17 protein-coding genes and 5 tRNA genes are annotated in these 19,563 nt (G+C 69.9%); 14 read left to right on the forward strand and 8 right to left on the reverse strand.

Translation table 11 applies throughout. The features are described from left to right. Positions 1–81: 81 nt before the first annotated feature. The 6 genes from ACFV7R_RS18790 to ACFV7R_RS18815 all read right to left on the reverse strand — a co-directional run bounded on the left by ACFV7R_RS18790 (position 82) and on the right by ACFV7R_RS18815 (position 9,361). Positions 82–495 carry a roadblock/LC7 domain-containing protein gene (locus tag ACFV7R_RS18790; RefSeq protein WP_004983065.1) on the reverse strand — a complete coding sequence of 138 codons (414 nt, stop codon included), beginning with the start codon at positions 493–495 and terminating at the stop codon, positions 82–84. Positions 496–505: 10 nt separating this feature from the next. Further along, positions 506–3,754: a nitrate- and nitrite sensing domain-containing protein gene (locus tag ACFV7R_RS18795; RefSeq protein WP_385264574.1), complete on the reverse strand. Its 3,249-nt coding sequence runs from the start codon at positions 3,752–3,754 to the stop codon at positions 506–508. A 389-nt stretch (positions 3,755–4,143) separates the two neighbouring features. Continuing rightward, the gene (locus tag ACFV7R_RS18800; protein WP_385264575.1) at positions 4,144–4,719 is read right to left on the reverse strand and encodes an ATP/GTP-binding protein; all 576 of its coding nucleotides are present in this window, start codon (positions 4,717–4,719) and stop codon (positions 4,144–4,146) included. Beyond that, positions 4,700–5,098, reverse strand: coding sequence for a DUF742 domain-containing protein (locus ACFV7R_RS18805; protein ID WP_073941118.1), 399 nt, complete (start codon positions 5,096–5,098; stop codon positions 4,700–4,702). The genes ACFV7R_RS18800 and ACFV7R_RS18805 overlap by 20 nt, the downstream gene beginning before the upstream one ends. A 111-nt stretch (positions 5,099–5,209) precedes the next feature. Next, positions 5,210–5,623, reverse strand: coding sequence for a roadblock/LC7 domain-containing protein (locus tag ACFV7R_RS18810; protein ID WP_167996637.1), 414 nt, complete (start codon positions 5,621–5,623; stop codon positions 5,210–5,212). A gap of 9 nt (positions 5,624–5,632) precedes the next feature. After that, positions 5,633–9,361, reverse strand: a complete 3,729-nt coding sequence (locus ACFV7R_RS18815; RefSeq protein ID WP_385264577.1) for a nitrate- and nitrite sensing domain-containing protein — start codon at positions 9,359–9,361, stop codon at positions 5,633–5,635. Between the two features lie 579 nt (positions 9,362–9,940). Here ACFV7R_RS18815 and ACFV7R_RS18820 point away from each other — a divergent pair. From ACFV7R_RS18820 to ACFV7R_RS18860, 9 genes are all read left to right on the forward strand, one after another. Continuing rightward, a complete protein-coding gene (locus ACFV7R_RS18820) occupies positions 9,941–10,135 on the forward strand; it encodes a hypothetical protein (RefSeq protein WP_129801561.1) in 195 nt (64 codons plus the stop codon). A 162-nt stretch (positions 10,136–10,297) separates the two neighbouring features. Then, positions 10,298–11,074, forward strand: coding sequence for a fumarylacetoacetate hydrolase family protein (locus ACFV7R_RS18825; protein WP_385264579.1), 777 nt, complete (start codon positions 10,298–10,300; stop codon positions 11,072–11,074). Beyond that, positions 11,067–12,551: a glutamate--tRNA ligase gene (gene gltX, locus ACFV7R_RS18830; protein ID WP_385264580.1), complete on the forward strand. Its 1,485-nt coding sequence runs from the start codon at positions 11,067–11,069 to the stop codon at positions 12,549–12,551. The genes ACFV7R_RS18825 and gltX overlap by 8 nt, the downstream gene beginning before the upstream one ends. A gap of 86 nt (positions 12,552–12,637) precedes the next feature. Further along, a complete protein-coding gene (locus tag ACFV7R_RS18835; protein ID WP_385264581.1) occupies positions 12,638–13,369 on the forward strand; it encodes an HAD family hydrolase in 732 nt (243 codons plus the stop codon). Between the two features lie 92 nt (positions 13,370–13,461). Then, a tRNA-Gln gene (locus ACFV7R_RS18840) sits at positions 13,462–13,533 on the forward strand. A gap of 21 nt (positions 13,534–13,554) precedes the next feature. Beyond that, a tRNA-Glu gene (locus tag ACFV7R_RS18845) sits at positions 13,555–13,627 on the forward strand. A gap of 19 nt (positions 13,628–13,646) precedes the next feature. Continuing rightward, a tRNA-Glu gene (locus ACFV7R_RS18850) sits at positions 13,647–13,719 on the forward strand. Between the two features lie 20 nt (positions 13,720–13,739). After that, positions 13,740–13,811: transfer RNA gene (locus ACFV7R_RS18855), tRNA-Gln, on the forward strand. A gap of 28 nt (positions 13,812–13,839) precedes the next feature. Beyond that, positions 13,840–13,912 (forward strand) — tRNA-Glu (locus tag ACFV7R_RS18860). 64 nt (positions 13,913–13,976) lie between these two features. Here ACFV7R_RS18860 and ACFV7R_RS18865 read toward each other — a convergent pair. Further along, positions 13,977–14,624 carry a MerR family transcriptional regulator gene (locus ACFV7R_RS18865; RefSeq protein WP_385264789.1) on the reverse strand — a complete coding sequence of 216 codons (648 nt, stop codon included), beginning with the start codon at positions 14,622–14,624 and terminating at the stop codon, positions 13,977–13,979. Positions 14,625–14,724: 100 nt separating this feature from the next. On the opposite strand from ACFV7R_RS18865, the gene ACFV7R_RS18870 reads away from it, so the two are divergent. Further along, entirely contained in the window at positions 14,725–15,207 is a 483-nt protein-coding gene (locus ACFV7R_RS18870; RefSeq protein WP_385264583.1) for a DUF4188 domain-containing protein, read from the forward strand. 72 nt (positions 15,208–15,279) lie between these two features. On the opposite strand, the gene ndgR is transcribed toward ACFV7R_RS18870, so the two are convergent. Next, complete coding sequence (ndgR, locus tag ACFV7R_RS18875; protein WP_129801557.1) at positions 15,280–15,996, reverse strand: IclR family transcriptional regulator NdgR; 717 nt, start codon at positions 15,994–15,996, stop codon at positions 15,280–15,282. A 196-nt stretch (positions 15,997–16,192) separates the two neighbouring features. On the opposite strand from ndgR, the gene leuC reads away from it, so the two are divergent. The 4 genes from leuC (at position 16,193) to ACFV7R_RS18895 (ending at position 19,485) form a co-directional block, all read left to right on the forward strand. Then, positions 16,193–17,623, forward strand: a complete 1,431-nt coding sequence (gene leuC, locus ACFV7R_RS18880) for a 3-isopropylmalate dehydratase large subunit (protein WP_385264584.1) — start codon at positions 16,193–16,195, stop codon at positions 17,621–17,623. A 6-nt stretch (positions 17,624–17,629) separates the two neighbouring features. Beyond that, complete coding sequence (leuD, locus tag ACFV7R_RS18885) at positions 17,630–18,223, forward strand: 3-isopropylmalate dehydratase small subunit (protein WP_385264586.1); 594 nt, start codon at positions 17,630–17,632, stop codon at positions 18,221–18,223. Between the two features lie 269 nt (positions 18,224–18,492). Beyond that, a complete protein-coding gene (locus ACFV7R_RS18890) occupies positions 18,493–18,723 on the forward strand; it encodes a hypothetical protein (protein ID WP_129801554.1) in 231 nt (76 codons plus the stop codon). Between the two features lie 135 nt (positions 18,724–18,858). After that, a complete protein-coding gene (locus tag ACFV7R_RS18895) occupies positions 18,859–19,485 on the forward strand; it encodes an HU family DNA-binding protein (RefSeq protein ID WP_385264587.1) in 627 nt (208 codons plus the stop codon). Positions 19,486–19,563: the final 78 nt, after the last annotated feature.

A 19,563-nucleotide genomic window follows, 5' to 3' on the forward strand; every position in this document is an offset into this window, starting at 1 on the left:
GACTGTGCCAGGCACCCATCGCTGTGGAGCCGCGTCCCGAAACCTTACGGCCACGGGACGCGAAAACGCACCGTCTGTCTGTTAGTTGAGAAGGCTTCCCTGGAGCTCCGCACGGAGATCCGGGGTCAGGACCGTACCGGCACGGTCCACCAGAAGAGCCATCTCGTACCCAATGAGGCCGATGTCCGCTTCCGGGTGGGCCAGAACTGCGAGCGACGACCCGTCGGAAATGGACATGATGAAGAGGAATCCTCGCTCCATCTCCACAACCGTCTGGTTCACGCTGCCGCCCTCGAAGATGCGCGAGGCGCCGGCGGTCAGTGAGGTCAGACCGGAGGCGACGGCCGCGAGCTGGTCGGCGCGGTCGCGGGGGAAGCCTTCGGACATCGCCAGAAGGAGTCCGTCGGCGGAGACCACCACGGTGTGGGACACCCCGGGGGTGTTGTCCACGAAGTTGGTGATCAACCAGTTCAGGTTCTGTGCCGCCTGGCTCATCGGGCTCACACTAACGCTCCTGGTTGTAGGTGCTGTCAGGACCGAAGCCCTGGCCGTTCGTTTCACTTCCTGCGGTGCGTCCCCGCTGGACACCCCGGCGCAGGTTGCTCAGCCTGCCCCGGACGTCCTCGGGGGCGCGGGAGACCTGGGGGCCGCCCTGCGGGGTCGTCTCCGCCGCGCCCTCGACCAGATTGGCCTTGGGTACCCGCCGCGGCAGGCCGGAGGAGGTGACTCCGCCCGCCTTGGGCTTACGGAGCTGGGAGGCCTGCTGCCACCGCTCGTCGTTCGCCGAGCGCCAGCCGTCGTCGCCGTTGCTCTGAGCCGAGGGGGCCGCCGGCTCCCGGTTCGCGGGCCGGCCCGCGCCCTGCCCGCCGCCGTTGGACCCGCGACGGGGAAGCCCGGCGTCGGTCAGGGGGTGGCCGGCGGACTGGCCCGTGCCCGGACGGTCGAAGCCTACGCGGTCCCGCTCACTTGCGTCAGCGGCCTGCGGAGATTCCGCTTCGGGAGCGTACTGGTCCGGGTAGTCGTTCCGGTAGCCGTCCCGCTGCTGCCAGTCGCCCTGGTAGGACTGCTCGTCGAAGGCCGAGAAGCTCTCCGCGGAACGCGTCGGGGCGGCGGCGGGCTCCTCCTGGGCCGGCTCCGCATACGCGGGCTCCGGGTAGCCGCCGTTGGTCGCGAAACCATCGCCCTGCGGCATGCCGTTCGGCGCGTAGTACGGCTCGTCGTACGACGGCTGCTGCTGCTCCTCGTACGCCGTCTGCTCCTCGTAACCGGTCTGCTGCCCGTAGGCCGCGGACTGGTCCGGGTAGCCGTTCTGGCCGTTGTCGTACGCCTGCCGGCCGTTGTCGTAGGCCTGCTGACCGTCGAAGCCGTCGCCGTACGCGGGCGCCTCGGTGGGCTCCTGGGTGCCCTGCGGGTCGTGCGTCTGGGCCTCCAGGGCCGCGCGGCGCTCCTCGCGCATCAGGGAGCGGCCCACCGGGTCCAGCTCGCGGATGTCGTCGGGGACCTCGACGTAGCGGCTGTCGTCGAAGCCGAGTTCGGCGGCCGTGCGCATCGGCGGGTGGTTGAAGCTCTCACCCTGGAACTGCTGCTCCGGGATGATCTGCGAGACCGTGAACTCCTCGCGGTCCGGCGCCTGTTCGCCGCCACCGCCATGCGTGATGGCGTCGGGGAGCATGACCAGCGACGTGGTGCCGGCCTGCTCGCCGGAGGGGCGCAGCTGGACGCGGATGCCGTGCCGGTCGGACAGCCGGCCGACCACGAAGAGGCCCATGCGCTGGGAGATCGCGGCGTCCACGGTCGGCGGGTTGGCCAGCTTGTGGTTGATGTCCGCGAAGTCCTCGGCGGTCAGGCCGATGCCCTTGTCGTGGATCTCGATCATGACCCGACCGTCGGGCAGCCGGGTTGCGGTCACCCGAACCTTGGTCTGCGGCGAGGAGAACGTCGTCGCGTTCTCCAGCAGCTCGGCCAGCAGGTGCACGAGGTCGGTCACGGCGCGGCCGTGGATCTCGGCCTCCGGGACGCCGGATATCTCGATGCGCTCGTACTGCTCCACCTCGGAGGAGGCGGCGCGCAGCACGTCGACCAGCGGGACCGGCTGGTCCCAGCGGCGGCCGGGCTCCTCGCCGGCGAGGACCAGGAGGTTCTCGCCGTTGCGGCGCATACGGGTGGCCAGGTGGTCCAGCCTGAAGAGGTTCTCCAGCTGGTCCGGGTCGGCCTCGTTGTTCTCCAGGTCGGTGATCAGGGTCAGCTGGCCCTCGATCAGCGACTGGTTGCGGCGCGACAGGTTGGTGAAGATCGCGTTGATGTTGCCCCGCAGCAGGGCCTGTTCGGCGGCGAGCCGGACGGCCTCGCGGTGGACCTGGTCGAAGGCCCGGGCGACCTCGCCGATCTCGTCCGTGGAGGTGATCGGGATGGGCGACACACGGGTGTCGACGCGACCGGGGTCGGTCCGCGACAGCTGGTCGACCAGCATCGGCAGACGCTGCTCGGCGATACCGAAGGCGGCGTTGCGCAGCTGGCGCATCGAGCGGCTCATCTGGCGGGCCACCATGCCGGCCAGGATGAACGCGGCGAGCAGGGCGACCACGACGGCGGCACCCACGATGAAGGCGTCCCGCTTGGCGTCGTCGGCGATGCTCGCGGCCTCGTTCACCGCGGTGTCGGCCAGGTCCGCCTCGATCTGGCGGTAGGCGTCGTACTTGAGCGTGTTGACCGCCCACCAGTTCGTCGCGGTGATGCCCTCCTGGGCGAGCGCGTCGAGCTCGTCGGCGGACTGCATGGCCGCGATCTTCGCGACCATGTCGGCCGGGTCGGACGGCGGCGGGACGTACTCCTGGCCCTTCGCGGCCGCTTCCGCGGCGGCCTCCTTGGCCATCTGCCGGCCGTCCGCCGTGATCTGCTTCCGGGCGTCCTCGAGCTTCTGCGCGTCCGCCTCGGTACCACCGCCGATGTACTCCCCGATGGCGATGCCCTCGAGGTAGGCGTAGGAGGTCAGGGCGACGCGCTGCTTGGCGAGGTCGGTGGGCTGGGGGCCGGGCTTGACCAGCAGGTGCGTACCGATGGAGCGCTCCAGCGACAGCGCCGCCTTGGTCAGCGAGATCGCGTAGACCGTACGGCCGTAGCTGGTGATGTTTCCGGTGCCCAGACCGAGCTCGTTGGCGAACTCCATCAGCGGGTGGGCGATGCCGACGTAGCTCTCCTCGGTCTCCACACCGCGGAGCTTGCTCGTGTACGCGGCCGCGCGCAGGCTCTGAAGCTTGGGCTCCTCCTCGCGGAACAGGCCCAGACGGCGCTGCAGGCCGGCCTTGTCCGGCATGTTCTGCGCCGCCTCGTCGAAGGCGTCGGCGGCCTCGTCCGTCTTCTTGCGGGCCTGGGTGACCGTGGAGTTGTCCTGGCCCTTGCCCGTCAGGAGCGGGGAGGCCGTGACGTCACGCTCGTTGTAGAGCGCGTCGGCGTAGGTCAGGGAGGCCCGGACCAGACGCGCGGTGTTCTCCGCGTCCTCGGCCTCCTGCCAGGTGTCGATCGAGCTGCTCACCTGGAAGCCGCCCATGACCAGGCCGACCAGTACGGGAATCAGCAGGATCGCGTTCAGTCGGGTCGCCACCCGCCAGTTGCGCGGGGAGAAACGGCCGCCGCTCGGAGCGGGCGCGGCCGTCGGCTCCGGACCGGGCACAACGGGCGCAGGCGCCGCTCCGCGTGACGGCGGGGTGAAGTTGCCCCGGGCGGGCGGCTCGGGACCTTTGTTGCTTCGCCTCACTCGACCAACAACCTCTCGGCGGTCGGCACCTACGTCGTGCCGTTGTGTCTCAGAGCCCACTTCGCCAACGACCATCGAGTACGTCTTTGACCTTTGGGCAGTTCAGGCATTCCAGCATGTCGACCTGCGCTCTTCCAAACATGGGATGACGGGGATTCCGGGCGATCCAGGCCCCAGATAAAACGGTCATAAAGAGCGAGCCCCGTCAAAAGACGGGGCTTTTGTGCGCGCAGCGACACCAGTCGAACGCGACGCGTGGCGGTGCCACCCGATTCCTCTGCCGAAACGTTATGAACACCGAAGCCGACCGTGTCAAAGGCCACAGCCGGCTTCAGCATCCGTACTCATATGCCTACGGCAACTGCCGTACGGCGCTGCCTATTTGAGTGCTACTTCAGCCGGGCCATCAAAGCGTGCTCGACCAGCGTGATCAGCGCGGACTTGGCGTCCGCGCGGTGTCGGGCGTCGGTGGTGATGATCGGGGTGTCCGGGCCGATCTGGAGTGCCTCGCGGACCTCGTCGGGCTGGTACGGCTGCTGGCCGTCGAAGCCGTTGAGGGCGACGACGAACGGCAGACCGCTGTTCTCGAAGTAGTCCACGGCCGGGAAGCAGTCCGCCAGCCGGCGCGTGTCCACCAGCACCACCGCGCCGATGGCGCCACGCACCAGGTCGTCCCACATGAACCAGAAGCGGTCCTGCCCCGGCGTACCGAACAGGTACAGGATCAGGTCCTGGTCCAGGGTGATACGGCCGAAGTCCATCGCCACCGTCGTGGTGGTCTTGCCCCCGGTGTGCGTGAGGTCGTCGATGCCTGCCGAAGCAGACGTCATGACCGCCTCGGTGCGCAGCGGGTCGATCTCCGAGACGGCGCCGACGAACGTGGTCTTGCCCACGCCGAAGCCACCCGCCACCACGATCTTCGCCGATGTGGTGGCGCCTCTCGGTTCAGAGCTTGCGAAGTCCACTGAGCACCCTTTCGAGCAGTGTCACGTCTGGAGCACCGCCGTTGTTCTCGTCGCCGCCCGGCTGGTGGACGGCCACGAGCCCGGCCTCGGCGAGGTCCGCCACGAGGATCCGGGCCACCCCGAGCGGCATGGCGAGCAGTGCCGACACCTCGGCGACCGACTTCACCTCGCGGCACAGATGGCAGATGCGCTGGTGCTCCGGGAGCAGCCCCATGAGCGCTGCCGGGTCGGCCGTCGTGCTGATCAGCGCCTCGAGGGCGAGCTGGTAGCGCGGCCGGGTCCGGCCGCCGGTCATCGCGTACGGACGTACCAGCGGCTGGTCGCCCTCGTCCCCGTACGGATCTGTGTACGGATCATGAGAGGCGGTGGGCGGGGTCATGAATCCTCCGGGCGGGACAGCAAGTTGGTCAGTCGTGCCGTCTGACGGGGGCCGGTGGGGGGATTGTGGCGGCCGGACGGTGATTTGGTGAGACGGGTGGATCCGGGATCGCTAGTGGAGCAGACTTCCTTGCAGTTCGGCACGCAGGTCGGGCGTGAGCACGGCGCCCGCGCGGTCGACCAGCAGCGCCATCTCGTAGCCGACGAGGCCGATGTCGCAGTCGGGGTGCGCGAGAACGGCCAGGGACGAGCCGTCCGAGATGGACATGAGGAAAAGGAAACCTCGCTCCATCTCCACGACGGTCTGTGCCACGTTGCCCCCCTCGAAGATCCGGGAGGCCCCGGCGGTCAGCGAGGTGAGCCCCGACGCGACCGCCGCCAACTGGTCGGCCCGGTCGCGCGGAAAGCCCTCCGACAGCGCCAGGAGGAGTCCGTCGGCGGACACGACGACGGTGTGGGACACCCCGGGGGTGTTGTCCACGAAGTTGGTGATCAACCAGTTCAGGTTCTGTGCCGCCTGGCTCATCGGACTCAACTAACGCTCCTGCTGGTGAGTGGGGCTCGGGAAGCTGCCCGTCTGGCCGGACCCGGCCTGACGGCCCTGTGCGATACCCCGACGGAGGTTGGTCAGCCGACCGCGCACGTCCTGGGGCGCACGCGAGACCTGCGGACCGCTCTGGTGTGGTTGCTGCTGAGCAGTGCCCGGGACGAGGTTCGCCCGGGGCACCCGGCGCGGCAGACCGGAGGTGGTGACACCGCCCGCGGCCGGCTGCCGGACGCGCTCAGCCTGCCGGACGAGATCGTCGTTCGGCGAGCTGCGCCAGGCGGCGGCGGGACGCTGAGGGGCCGCGGAGGCCTGCGGCTGGCGCGGGGCCGGTGCGGAGCCGTTGCCCTGCGGCCGGTCGGGCCTGCGCTGCGGCTCGGGCTGCTGACCCTGCTGGGGCTGCTGGCCCTGCTGGCCGTGGAACCAGTTGGTCTCCAGCGTGTCGTACAGCGGCGTACGCCCGTCACCGGGGCCCGAGGCCGGCGGCAGCGCCTCCGGCGCCGGGCGGGCGGGCCTCTGCGGACGCTGCGGGGCCGGGGGCCGCTGGGCACCGAAGTCGCCCTGCGGCTGCTCGTACTGGCCCGGACCCGAGGGGTTCTGGTGGCCGCCGGGCAGCGTGTGCTGCCCGGTCGAGGAGCCGTCGTGGCCCGGCGTGGAGAACTGGCCGGTAGCCCCGTTGTCGTAAGCCTGAGGAGCGGGAGGAACCGGGAACTGTCCCGTGGAGCCGTTGCCGTACGCCTGGGGCGCCGGGAACTGGCCGGTGGAGCCGTTGTCGTACTGCTGCGGAGCGGCGTACTGGCCGGTGGAGCCGTTGTCGTGCGCCTGAGGTGCGGCGAACTGCCCCGTCGTGGACGAGCTGTTCGGCCCGTTCTGCGTGCCGAAGACGTCCGGGCGGACGAACTGGCCGCTGTTCTGCTGGCCGTTCGGGGCGCCGGGACCCTGGCGGTCGTCGATCCGCGGAACCGCCGGCATCTCGGCGGTGGCGCCGGGGCCCTGGCGGTCGTTCACGCGGGGCATCCGGGCCGTCTGCGAGACGTCCGGCTCCTCGTGGCCGCGCGGGGTGTCCAGCGCGGCGCGCGGCACCGGCGGCTGCGCGTTTTCGTCGCTCCAGCTCGGCCGGGACTGCTGGTTGCCGCCCGGCAGCTCGGCCCGTGCGCCACCGCGCGGCGGCAGCTGCGGCTGACGTCCACGCCGGCCGCGCTCGGTACCCGCGCCCGCGTCGCCGCGCTGCGGCGGCACGTTGCCGCGGCCGTCCTGGCCCTGCGGGCCACCGGAGGCCTGGGCGCCCATGCCCGCCGGGGTGGGCCGGCCCTGCTGGGGTGCCGGGGGAGTCTGCGGTCCGCGTGCACCGCCCGGAGCCCCCGGACGGCCGCCCGAGTCCCGGCCCGGCAGCTCGGCCCGCGGCCCCTGGCCGGCACCGAGCCGGCCACCGCCACCGGACGCACCGGCCCCGAGGGCACCGCCCGCGGCGGGCGCACCGGCGCCCAGCGAACCGCCGTTGCCACGGCGGGCCGCGGCCACACCGGCGGCGGCCTGCGCCGCGGCCGGGCCACCGGCGCCACCCTGACCGGGCTTGCCCTGCGGCTTCTTGCCGCCCTGGGCGACATCGACGGGCAGCATGACCAGCGCGGTCGTACCACCGGAGTCGGACGGGCGCAGCTGGATCCGGATGCCGTGCCGCTGCGACAGCCGGCCGACCACGAACAGACCCATGCGCCGGGAGACGGAGACGTCCACGGTGGGCGGCGAGGCGAGCCGCTCGTTGATCTGGGCGAGGTCCTCGGGCGAGAGGCCGATGCCGGTGTCGTGGATCTCGATCAGCACCCGGCCGTCGGGCAGGGCGTGACCGGTGACCTTGACCTTGGTCTGCGGCGAGGAGAACGACGTGGCGTTCTCCAGCAGCTCGGCGAGCAGGTGCACGAGGTCGTTGACCACGCGGCCGGCGACCTGGGTGGTCGGCACCGCGGCCAGCTCGATGCGCTCGTACTGCTCCACCTCGGACGCGGCGGCGCGGAGCACGTCGACCAGCGGGACCGGGCGGGTCCAGCGTCGGCCGGGCTCCTCACCCGCGAGGACGAGGAGGTTCTCGCCGTTACGGCGCATACGGGTGGCGAGGTGGTCCAGCTTGAACAGCGAGGCCAGCTGGTCCGGGTCCGCCTCACGGGATTCCAGTTCGGAGATCAGCGACAGCTGGCGCTGGATCAGACCCTGGGAGCGACGCGAGAGGTTGGTGAACATCGCGTTGACGTTGCCCCGCAGCAGAGCCTGCTCGGCGGCGAGGCGGACCGCCTCGCGGTGCACGTCGTCGAACGCCGCGGCCACTCGGCCGATCTCGTCGCGGGAGTGCACACCGACCGACTCCACGGACGTGTCCACGTCCTGCGGGTCGGACTCGGACAGCTGCTTGACCAGCTCGGGCAGCCGGTCCTGGGCGACCTTCGTCGCGGTGTCCTCCAGGCGGCGCAGCGAGCGGATCATGGACCGGGCCATCACGAAGGCGCCGACCAGCGAGACGCCGAGCACGAGCAGGATCAGCGCACCGGAGATGATCGCCTCGCGCTCCGATTCGCTGCGCAGCTCGCGGGCCTGCTGCTCCATGTCCTCGAGCAGCTTGCGCTCGATGTTCTTCATCTGCTGGATCTTGGTGGAGCTGTCGTCCAGCCAGTCCCGGTAGGAGCGCCTCTCCAACCCGGCCAGGCCGTTCTCCCGCAGCGCGCGGCCGGCGTAGGTGTCGGTGGCCTCGATGACGGAGTTGCCCCGGTCGATGGGCTGGAGGAGCTCCTCGGCCCCTTCACCGAAGATGCTGGTGAAGCTGCGCAGTTCGGATATCTGGCTCTCCAGCGCCGACTCTGCGTACAGCCGGTCGTTCTCGGACAGGTCGGCGGCCGTCTTGGTGTTCGCGGGCAGCGCCGCCGCCAGGACCGCGCGCTGGATCGACGCGTACTCCTTGGCGGAGGAGAACGCCGACAGGGCGCGGGTGCGCTGGATCATGTCGGGGTTGCTGGTCGCCTCCGCCATGTCCTGCGAGAGGTCGAGCAGGTGCGTGATGAGGCGGTGGTAGGCCTCCACCGTCTGCGTGGAGTTGTCCTCGGCCTCGTAGGCGTTGCTGCGGATCTCGTTGAGGCCGTTGAGATCGCGGGCGAGGCCGACCAGGCTGTCGCGGACGCCTTGGAGGTTGCCGTCCTTGCTGGCGGAGTCGACCTCCTCGGAGGCGGCGAGGAAGTTCTCCAGCGCCCGGTCCGTCTTGGTCTGGAGGCCCTTGACCGTGGTCGTGCTGGCCGTCGAGTCGTGCGCCAGCGGGCCGGCGGACTGGTCGCGCTCCTCCTGGAGCGCGGCGGCCAGTTCGGTCGCCTGCTTGGTCATTTCCGTCAGCAGCTTCATGTTGTCGAGCTGCTGGATGTCGTCCATGGACTGGTTGATACGCAGTGCGCCGAGCGAGGTGGCCGCGACCACCGGCAGCGCGAGCAGCGACACCAGACGGGTGGAGATGCGCCAGTTGCGCAGGGCTATGCGCGGCCCGGGGCCGCTCGATCCCTGCGGAGGCTTCACCGTCGGAGCGGTCGCCGGAGTGCCCGAAGGCGCCGATGCGCCGGGGCGCGCACCGCCGTCACCGGACGGGCCCGGGCCCTGGGCGTGCTGGGGCGAGGAACCGCGGTCGGTCCCACCGTGCGGCTCCGGCTCCGCCGAAGCGCTGCCATCCCTCTTGAAACGTCCCTGCACTAGCGTCGCAACCTCTGGACCAGGCGCCCCTCCGCGAACGGAAGGACGGTGTCGGCGTCGATCGGGAGCGCCCTGAATGCGCACCCGGATGGTCGTGAGTGACCGGCGCTGGACTCCCCCTTCTTGCCGCCACTCGGCGCTGTTTCGCGCCCCCTGCGCACCGGCTCGATCCTGCGGCGGTCCGTGGAATTCCAGCACAGTGCCGGATCTCCAACAAGGCCAGTTGGTCAGGCTGTGACATCCGTGACACCGCGTGAGGGATGCGTCACGACACGTAGAGCGACCTCCGCCTTATAGCGGACATTTCTGAGCGAGTCGTCGAGACGGGCGGGGTGTCCCAGTCGCGATGATCAGGAGCGGAATGTCGGCTTCAGGGGGCCAATGTCCGTTTCATTGGTATGAGTTGCCAGCCTGAATTGACCGGTTTGAGCTCGAGTTCGTGAGCAAACTCACACGCGGCCGCAGGGCGCTGCGCGCCATCCGCTGGGAATCGGATGTTTAGCCTGACGCTTTACAAGAGGCGACCTTCTGCCAACCGGCGCTTCCGGCGCCCCGTACACGACAGGGTTCAGTACAACCGTGAAGACGACGATGATGTTCCGCACGATAGCCAACCCGCGGCGCACGACGCTGGCGCACCTCGACGACGCCGACGAACTGCAGACCCCGGATCACCCGGAGCACTCCGTCGACCTCCCGACCCAGACCGCCAACCCCCGCCGCACGGTCCTGATGGACGTCCCGGCCGGGGCTGCCGCGGCGGAGCAGGGCTAGGCAAGCACTCCACAGGCCCCCTCGCGCGTCACTGCGCGAGGGGGCCTGTGAAGTCGAGACGCTGCCGTTCCTTCCCCTCCGGCCTGATCCACCGGACAGGCCCCGCCGAGATAGCCTGGAGCGTCAGACTTCAGCCAGCTCAGTCAAGGGGCCAAGCATCCCGTGCGCATCGCCAGGTTCTCCATCGACGGGAACGTCGCCTTCGGCGCGGTCGAGGGCGACAAGCCGGACGAGCTCGTCCTCGACATCATCAAGGGCATCCCGTTCGCGGACTTCGAGCTCTCCGGTACGAAGGTCCCGCTGAGCAAGGTCCGGCTGCTGCCGCCGGTCCTCCCCAACAAGGTCGTGGCCTTCGGCCGCAACTACGCCGAGCACGCGCGCGAGCTGGGCAACGAGGTCCCGGACGCCCCGTTCGCCTTCTTCAAGCCGTCCACCTCGGTGATCGGCCCCGGCGACGAGATCCAGTACCCCTCCTTCTCCGAGGAACTCCACCACGAGGCCGAGCTGGCCGTCGTGATCGGCCGCCTGTGCCGCGAGGTCCCGCCCGAGCGCGTCAAGGAAGTGATCCTGGGCTACACCTGCGCCAACGACATCACCGCCCGTGACGTGCAGAGGCGCGAGAAGCAGTGGGCCAGGGCCAAGGGCTTCGACACCTCCTGCCCGCTCGGCCCCTGGGTGGAGACGGACGTCGACCCGTCCGACCTCACCATCCAGCTCACCGTCAACGGACAGCAACGCCAGCTCGGCCGCACCAGCGAGATGATCCACCCGATCGAGGATCTGATCGTCAACATCTCCGAGGCCATGACGCTGCTCCCCGGCGACGTGATCCTCACGGGCACCCCCGCGGGGGTCGGCCCCCTCGCTGTCGGCGACGAGGTCTCCGTCAGCATCGAAGGCATCGGCACTCTCACCAACAAGGTTGTCAAGCGTGGCTAGCGCACCCGGCTCCCCCGTTCGCGTACGTTTCTGTCCGTCGCCCACCGGTAACCCCCACGTGGGCCTGGTCCGCACCGCCCTGTTCAACTGGGCGTTCGCGCGGCACCACGGCGGCACCCTGGTCTTCCGTATCGAGGACACCGACGCGGCCCGCGACTCCGAGGAGTCCTACGAGCAGCTGCTCGACGCGATGCGCTGGCTCGGCTTCGACTGGGACGAGGGCCCGGAGATCGGCGGCCCGCACGCCCCGTACCGCCAGTCGCAGCGCATGGACATCTACAAGGACGTGGCCCAGAAGCTCCTGGACGCCGGCCACGCCTACCACTGCTACTGCTCCCAGGAGGAGCTGGACACCCGCCGCGAGGCCGCCCGCGCGGCCGGTAAGCCGTCCGGCTACGACGGCCACTGCCGCGAGCTCACCGCCGAGCAGGTCGCCGAGTACCAGGCGCAGGGCCGCACCCCGATCGTCCGCTTCCGCATGCCGGACGAGACGATCACCTTCACGGACCTGGTCCGCGGCGAGCTGACGTTCACGCCGGAGAACGTCCCGGACTACGGGATCGTCCGAGCGAACGGCGCTCCCCTCTACACGCTCGTGAACCCGGTCGACGACGCCCTGATGGAGATCACGCACATCCTGCGCGGCGAGGACCTGCTCTCCTCCACCCCGCGCCAGATCGCCCTGTACAAGGCGCTGATCGAGCTGGGCATCGCCAAGGGCGTCCCGGAGTTCGGGCACCTGCCGTACGTGATGGGTGAGGGCAACAAGAAGCTCTCCAAGCGCGACCCGCAGTCGTCGCTCAACCTCTACCGGGAGCGCGGCTTCCTCCCCGAGGGCCTCCTCAACTACCTCTCGCTCCTCGGCTGGTCGCTCTCGGCCGACCAGGACATCTTCACCATGGACGAGATGGTCGCGGCCTTCGACATCGCGGACGTGAACCCCAACCCGGCCCGCTTCGACCTCAAGAAGTGCGAGGCGATCAACGGCGACCACATCCGCCTGCTCGATGTGAAGGACTTCACAGAGCGCTGCCGCCCGTGGCTCCAGGCCCCGTTCGCCTCATGGGCCCCGGAGGCCTTCGACGAGATGAAGTGGCAGGCCGTCGCCCCGCACGCACAGACCCGTCTGAAGGTCCTCTCCGAGATCACCGACAACGTCGACTTCCTGTTCCTGCCGGAGCCGGTCTTCGACGAGGCGAGCTGGAACAAGGCGATGAAGGAGGGATCCGACGCCCTGCTGCGCACCGCCCGCGAGAAGCTCGACGCGGCCGACTGGAACTCCGCCGAGTCCCTGAAGGAGGCCGTCCTGGCCGCCGGTGAGGCGCACGGCCTCAAGCTCGGCAAGGCCCAGGCCCCGGTCCGGGTCGCCGTCACCGGCCGCACGGTCGGCCTGCCGCTCTTCGAGTCCCTGGAGGTCCTGGGCAAGGAGAAGACGCTGGCCCGTATCGACGCGGCGCTGGCGAAGCTGACGGCGTAGCGCGCCCGAGGGGCGGCATCCGGAACGGGTGCCGCCCCTTCGCGGTACCCGCCCGGAACCCGCGGTCGCCGGGTTACCGTCGGACCATGAGCATTCAGGCCGTGGTCTGGGACGTCGACGACACGCTTTTCGACTACACGACCGCGGACCGCGCCGGAATGGGCGCGCACCTGGCGGCCGAGGGCCTGCTCGACGGGTACGACAGCGTCGAGCAGGCCCTCGCGTACTGGCGGCAGGTCACGGACCGGCAGTGGGCGCGGTTCGCCGCCGGTGAGGTGTCCTTCGAGGAGCAGCGGCGGGACCGCGTACGGGTGTTTCTCGGCGAGGAGCTCAGCGACGCCGAGGCCGAGGCCTGGTTCGAGCGGTACCTCGGGCACTACGAGGCCGCCTGGGCCCTCTTCCCGGACGTACTGCCCGCCCTGGACGCCCTCGCCGCCAGCCACCGGCACGCGGTGCTCTCCAACTCCAGCCTGCACGTCCAGGACCGCAAGCTGCGCGTTCTGGGCGTGCGCGACCGCTTCGAGGCCGTGCTGTGCGCCGCCGAGCTCGGCGTCTCCAAGCCCGAGGCCGGCGCCTTCCTCGCGGTGTGCGAGGCGCTGGCCCTGCCGCCGCATCTCGTCGCGTACGTCGGAGACCACCCGGAGATCGACGGGCGGGGCGCCGCCGACGCCGGACTGCTGTCGGTCTGGATCGACCGTGGCGGTGCGTACACCAGCGGTGACGCCTCCACCGGACCGCACCGGATCGCCTCGCTCACCGAACTCCCCGCGATCCTCGGCTCGGAAAGCCGTTTTGGAGCCCCGTCCACCTTCAGGTAATGTTCTTCCTGCGCCGCCGGGGAGCGGGCCGAGAGGCCGGAAACCGACAGCGCAAAGCTAGAACAAGATCCCCTCAGGGGCTTGCGTTCCAGTGGCCTATGGTGTAATTGGCAGCACGACTGATTCTGGTTCAGTTAGTCTTGGTTCGAGTCCAGGTAGGCCAGCTCGCAGAGCTCATCTGCAAAGCCCCCGTTGTGTAGCGGCCTAGCACGCTGCCCTCTCAAGGCAGTAGCGCCGGTTCGAATCCGGTCGGGGGTACGGATCCTTCGGGATCAAGGCCCCCGTTGTGTAGCGGCCTAGCACGCCGCCCTCTCAAGGCGGTAGCGCCGGTTCGAATCCGGTCGGGGGTACGCACTGGTCTAAACCACATTGGTCTATGGTGTAATTGGCAGCACGACTGATTCTGGTTCAGTTAGTCTTGGTTCGAGTCCAGGTAGACCAGCTCGGATCTGCGGAAACGCAAGATCCTCGCCCCCGTTGTGTAGCGGCCTAGCACGCCGCCCTCTCAAGGCGGTAGCGCCGGTTCGAATCCGGTCGGGGGTACGCAGATCGATGGGCCTCCACTTCGGTGGGGGCCCATCGGCGTGTCCGGGCCGACTTCCCTGCCTCACACCCTGCCGAACCGGCGGCGTGACTCCTCCGCCTCCGCCAGCCGGCGCAGGGCGAGCAGCACCGGCTCGTACAGCACGGTCAGCGCCACGGCCGCCTCCACCTGTTCGTCCGGTGTGCCGCCGTACCGCTCCACCAGATCCAGGTCGTGGACGGCGAGCTGCCTCAGCGTGCGGGCGTACGGCTCCAAGTCCTCGATGGCGCAGGGATATCCGAGCCGCTCCAGGGCCGCGATCGCGGTGACGAGCATCCCGAGCGCGGGGGGCGTCACATCGGTCGTGGGGCCGTAGCCCCAGCCGAGCAGCTCCAGCAGGCGGTTCGCGCGCTGCCGGGCCGTCTCGGTCGCCGGGTCCTCCGCGTCGGCGGACCTGCCGTGCGGGAGGGCCCACACGGCGGTGCCCAGGCGCGCGTTGTGGTCCAGGGAGTCGTCGTCCAGTGCGGTGAGCACGTCTCGCGCGGAGGCCACGGAGACCCCGCCGACCTGGATCAGTGCCCGCACCAGGCGCAGCCGGCGCAGGTGCTCCTCGCCGTACTCGGCCTGGGTGGCGGTGACCCGGCGGCCCGGCGGGAGCAGGCCCTCGCGCAGGTAGTACTTGATCGTGGCCGTGGAGACCCCGCTGCGCTCGCTCAGCTCCGCCAGTCGCATGTCCGTCCCGTGTTCGAGTTTCCGCTTGCGCTCCCTGTTGGGGAGTGTCACTATCCAAGCATGGATAGCGACGCTATCCAATGACGGGATGGGGGACATCATGAGCAAGCCGATCGAAGGGCGCATGTCCGCCGCGGGTGAGGGCGAGATCGTCGTCTTCCTCATCGGGATGCGCGTCAACAGCTTTGCGGCACTGCGGAGTTGGTGGCCGGTCGCCAAGGCCATGCCGCCCATGCTGGCGGAGCTCTCGCGCGAGAAGGGCAGCGGACTGCTGGGGTACCAGTTCCTGCTGGGCTTCCCGCGGGTGCTGTACGTCGTGCAGTACTGGGACTCGCAGGAGAAGCTCCTTGCGTACGCCTCGGCACCGGACCGGCGGCACCGCCCGGCCTGGGCTGCATTCAACCGGCGGCTGCGGGCGGGGAAGGGGAAGGTCGGCTTCTGGCACGAGACGTACGTCGTGCCCGCCGGGTCCTACGAGTCGGTCTACGTGAACATGCCCGAGTTCGGCCTCGGGCGGGCCACCGGGGTGGTGCCGGTCGCCCGGCGCGGCGACCGTGCGGCCGACCGACTCAAGGTGAAGTGAGCGGGGCGGACATCGGGGGACGAGCCTGCCGCGGCGTTGAGGCGGGCCCTCCTCCCGGTCACCGGCCGCTGGTCAGCTCGAGCGGCGCAGGGCCTCGGAGAGGCGGGCGGCGGCGTCGATGACCGCCTGCGCGTGCATACGGCCCGGGTGGCGCGTGAGGCGCTCGATGGGGCCGGAGACGGAGACGGCGGCCACGACGCGGTTGGAGGGGCCGCGTACCGGTGCGGAGACGGACGCGACGCCCGGCTCGCGCTCGCCGATCGACTGCGCCCAGCCCCGGCGTCGTACGCCCGAGAGCGCGGTGGCCGTGAAGCGGGCGCCCTGCAGGCCCCGGTGCAGACGCTCCGGCTCCTCCCAGGCCATGAGGATCTGCGCCGAGGAACCGGCCTTCATCGTGAGTGTCGAGCCGACCGGGACCGTGTCCCGCAGGCCGGACAGGCGCTCCGCCGCGGCGACGCAGATGCGCATGTCGCCCTGACGTCGGTAGAGCTGTGCGCTCTCGCCCGTGACGTCACGGAGGTGGGTGAGCACCGGGCCCGCCGTGGCGAGGAGGCGGTCCTCGCCGGCGGCCGCGGCCAGTTCTGCCAGCCGCGGGCCGAGAATGAAACGGCCCTGCATGTCGCGCGCCACCATACGGTGGTGTTCCAAAGCCACGGCCAGGCGGTGAGCCGTGGGTCGTGCCAGTCCGGTGGCCGCGACCAGACCCGCGAGGGTGGCCGGACCGGACTCCAGAGCGCTCAGGACGAGGGCCGCCTTGTCCAGAACGCCGACGCCGCTACTGTTGTCCATGCAACGATACTTGCGTCTCACTCTGTGAAACGCAAGTTCAATTTTCGGTGGAACACGCCACCCTGGATGTCACGAAGGCACAGTGGCCCGCGGACCGACGGGCCTGGCGGCGGGCGCCCGGACACCGGGGTGCGGGCGCCGCCTCCTCAAGATCTCTAGTTGGGTCGGCGCACCTTTGCCGACCGGAGGGAAAGCGATGGGTAGGACACTCGCGGAGAAGGTCTGGGACGACCATGTCGTCCGGCGCGCCGAGGGCGAGCCCGACCTCCTCTACATTGATCTGCACCTGCTGCACGAGGTGACCAGCCCGCAGGCCTTCGACGGCCTCCGCAAGAGCGGCCGGAAGGTGCGCCGCCTCGACCTCACCATCGCGACCGAGGACCACAACACCCCCACCCTCGACATCGACAAGCCCATCGCGGACCCGGTCTCCCGCGCCCAGCTGGAGACGCTGCGCAAGAACTGCGCCGAGTTCGGCGTACGGCTGCACCCGCTCGGCGACGTCGAGCAGGGCGTCGTCCACGTCGTCGGCCCGCAGCTGGGACTCACCCAGCCCGGCACCACCGTCGTCTGCGGCGACTCCCACACCTCCACGCACGGCGCCTTCGGCGCGCTGGCGTTCGGCATCGGCACCTCGCAGGTCGAGCATGTGCTGGCCACCCAGACGCTGCCCCTGGCCCGCCCCAAGACCATGGCGATCACGGTCGACGGCGAACTGCCCGAGGGCGTCACCGCCAAGGACCTGATCCTGGCGATCATCGCCAGGATCGGCACCGGCGGCGGCCAGGGCTACATCCTGGAGTACCGCGGCTCCGCCATCGAGAAGCTCTCGATGGAGGCCCGGATGACCATCTGCAACATGTCGATCGAGGCCGGCGCCCGCGCGGGCATGATCGCCCCCGACGAGACCACGTTCGCCTACCTCAAGGGCCGTCCGCACGCCCCCGAGGGTGCCGACTGGGACGCGGCGGTGGAGTACTGGAAGACGCTGCGCACCGACGACGACGCCGAGTTCGACGCCGAGGTCGTCATCAACGCCGGCGAACTGTCGCCGTTCGTCACCTGGGGCACCAACCCCGGCCAGGGCGCGCCCCTTTCGGCCGCCGTCCCCGACCCTGCTTCGTACGAAGACGCTTCGGAGCGCCTGGCCGCCGAAAAGGCCCTGGAATACATGGGGTTGGAGGCCGGGCAGCCGCTGCGCTCCATCAAGGTGGACACCGTCTTCGTAGGCTCCTGCACCAACGGCCGCATCGAGGACCTGCGCGCCGCCGCCGAGCTCCTGAAGGACCGCAAAGTGGCCGACGGCGTACGGATGCTGGTCGTCCCGGGCTCCGCGCGGGTCGGTCTGCAGGCCGTCTCCGAGGGGCTGGACGTCGTCTTCAAGGAGGCCGGCGCCGAATGGCGGCACGCGGGCTGTTCGATGTGCCTCGGCATGAACCCCGACCAGCTGGCCCCCGGTGAGCGCTCCGCGTCCACCTCCAACCGCAACTTCGAGGGCAGGCAGGGCAAGGGCGGCCGTACGCACCTGGTGTCGCCGCAGGTCGCCGCCGCGACCGCCGTGCTCGGCCACCTGGCCTCCCCGGCCGACCTGACCGAAGAGCCCGCCCGTACGCCCGCTGGAGTCTGATCAGTCATGGAAGCATTCACCACCCACACCGGCCGGGCCGTCCCGCTGCGACGCAGCAACGTCGACACCGACCAGATCATCCCCGCCCACTGGCTCAAGAAGGTGACCCGGGACGGGTTCGAGGACGGGCTGTTCGAGGCCTGGCGCAAGGACACGTCCTTCATCCTCAACCAGCCCGAGCGGCAGGGTGCGACCGTGCTGGTGGCCGGCCCCGACTTCGGCACCGGTTCCTCGCGTGAGCACGCCGTCTGGGCGCTGCAGAACTACGGCTTCAAGACCGTGATCTCCTCCCGCTTCGCCGACATCTTCCGCGGCAACTCGCTGAAGAACGGGCTGCTCACGGTGGTTCTGGAGCAGAAGATCGTCGACGCGCTGTGGGAGCTCACGGAACAGGACCCGCAGGCCGAGATCACCGTCGACCTGGAGCGCCGCGAGGTGCGCGCGGAGGGCATCACCGCCTCCTTCGAGCTGGACGAGAACTCCCGCTGGCGGCTGCTGAACGGGCTGGACGACATCTCCATCACGCTGCAGAACGAGGGCGACATCGCCACGTACGAGGCGGGGCGGCCCGCGTACAAGCCGCGCACGCTGAAGGTCTGAACCTTCGGACCCCCCCGGCGGTCGAGTTTCGGCCACCCCAGACCCTGGCTGTGCCCCCGATCGGACCGATCGGGGGCACAGCCGTTTTTGCGCCCGGACGGTGCCGCGCGCGACACCGTCCGTTCCTTCAACTTCCCACGTTAGGACGGTTGTTGTTGGGGTACGCGAGCCTTGACAACGCGGCGTCGACAGGGGCCCGGAGGGCCGTTTGAGGCGGCAGTTGCCACCCCGGGCAGGCGACAACTCGCCCCAGATGGCACAATCTGTGCATGGAACACGACGGCCAACTCGAGCTCTATGCGGCGGTCGCGGACCAACTCAAGGAAGCGCACGCAAGGGTGCGCGCACTGCAAGTCCCGGAGGGCGTACGGATGGCGCTGACCCGGAAGCTGCTGGTCATCACGGCCGCGGCCAAGCACGATCTTGCCGATGCGACAAGGCGCCTGGAGCGGTTCACGGCCGACCTCGACGAGGGTCGATTCCCCGAAGAGGAAGCCTGAACAGTCCGGAACCGTCGAGTCGGCTGCGGCACAAGGGTGATTAGCCCGTTTCGTGTTTGATTTGCGGTATATATCTGCCTAACGTGCGAAAAGCTTGAACACTTTCGTTCTGGCGATGTCTCCGAAGGGGAAGACGTGAACAAGGCGCAGCTCGTAGAAGCGATTGCCGACAAGATGGGCGGCCGCCAGCAGGCTGCCGACGCTGTCGATCATGTACTGGACGCCATCGTCCGAGCGGTCGTTGCAGGTGAGCGGGTCTCGGTCACCGGCTTCGGTTCGTTCGAGAAGGTCGACCGGCCGGCCCGGTACGCCCGCAACCCTCAGACGGGCGAGCGGGTTCGGGTCAAGAAGACCTCGGTGCCGCGGTTCCGTGCGGGCCAGGGTTTCAAGGACCTGGTGAGCGGCTCGAAGAAGCTCCCGCGCGGGGGCGAGGTCGCCGTCAAGAAGGCGCCCAAGGGCAGCCTGACCGGCGGTGCCGCGGCCACGGTCAAGAAGGCCGCCGCCAAGAAGACCACCAAGGCCGCGGCGAAGAAGGCCGCGGCGAAGAAGGCCCCCGCCAAGAAGGCCACGGCGGCTGCGAAGAAGGCCGCGGCGAAGAAGGCCCCCGCCAAGAAGACCACGGCGGCCGCCAAGACCACCGCAGCGAAGAAGACCACCGCCAAGAAGGCCCCGGCGAAGAAGGCGACGGCCAAGAAGGCCCCCGCCAAGAAGTCGACGGCGCGCAAGAGCGCCGCCAAGAAGACCACCGCCCGCAAGAGGTAGCGGCGCGGAATTGCTCACGCGCCGGGCCGGACTCCCCTCGGGAGCCCGGCCCGCGGTGTGTTTCGGGACGGTTGAGCA

It is taken from the genome of Streptomyces sp. NPDC059866 (genome assembly GCF_042731325.1).
GTDB lineage: Bacteria > Actinomycetota > Actinomycetes > Streptomycetales > Streptomycetaceae > Streptomyces > Streptomyces flavusporus.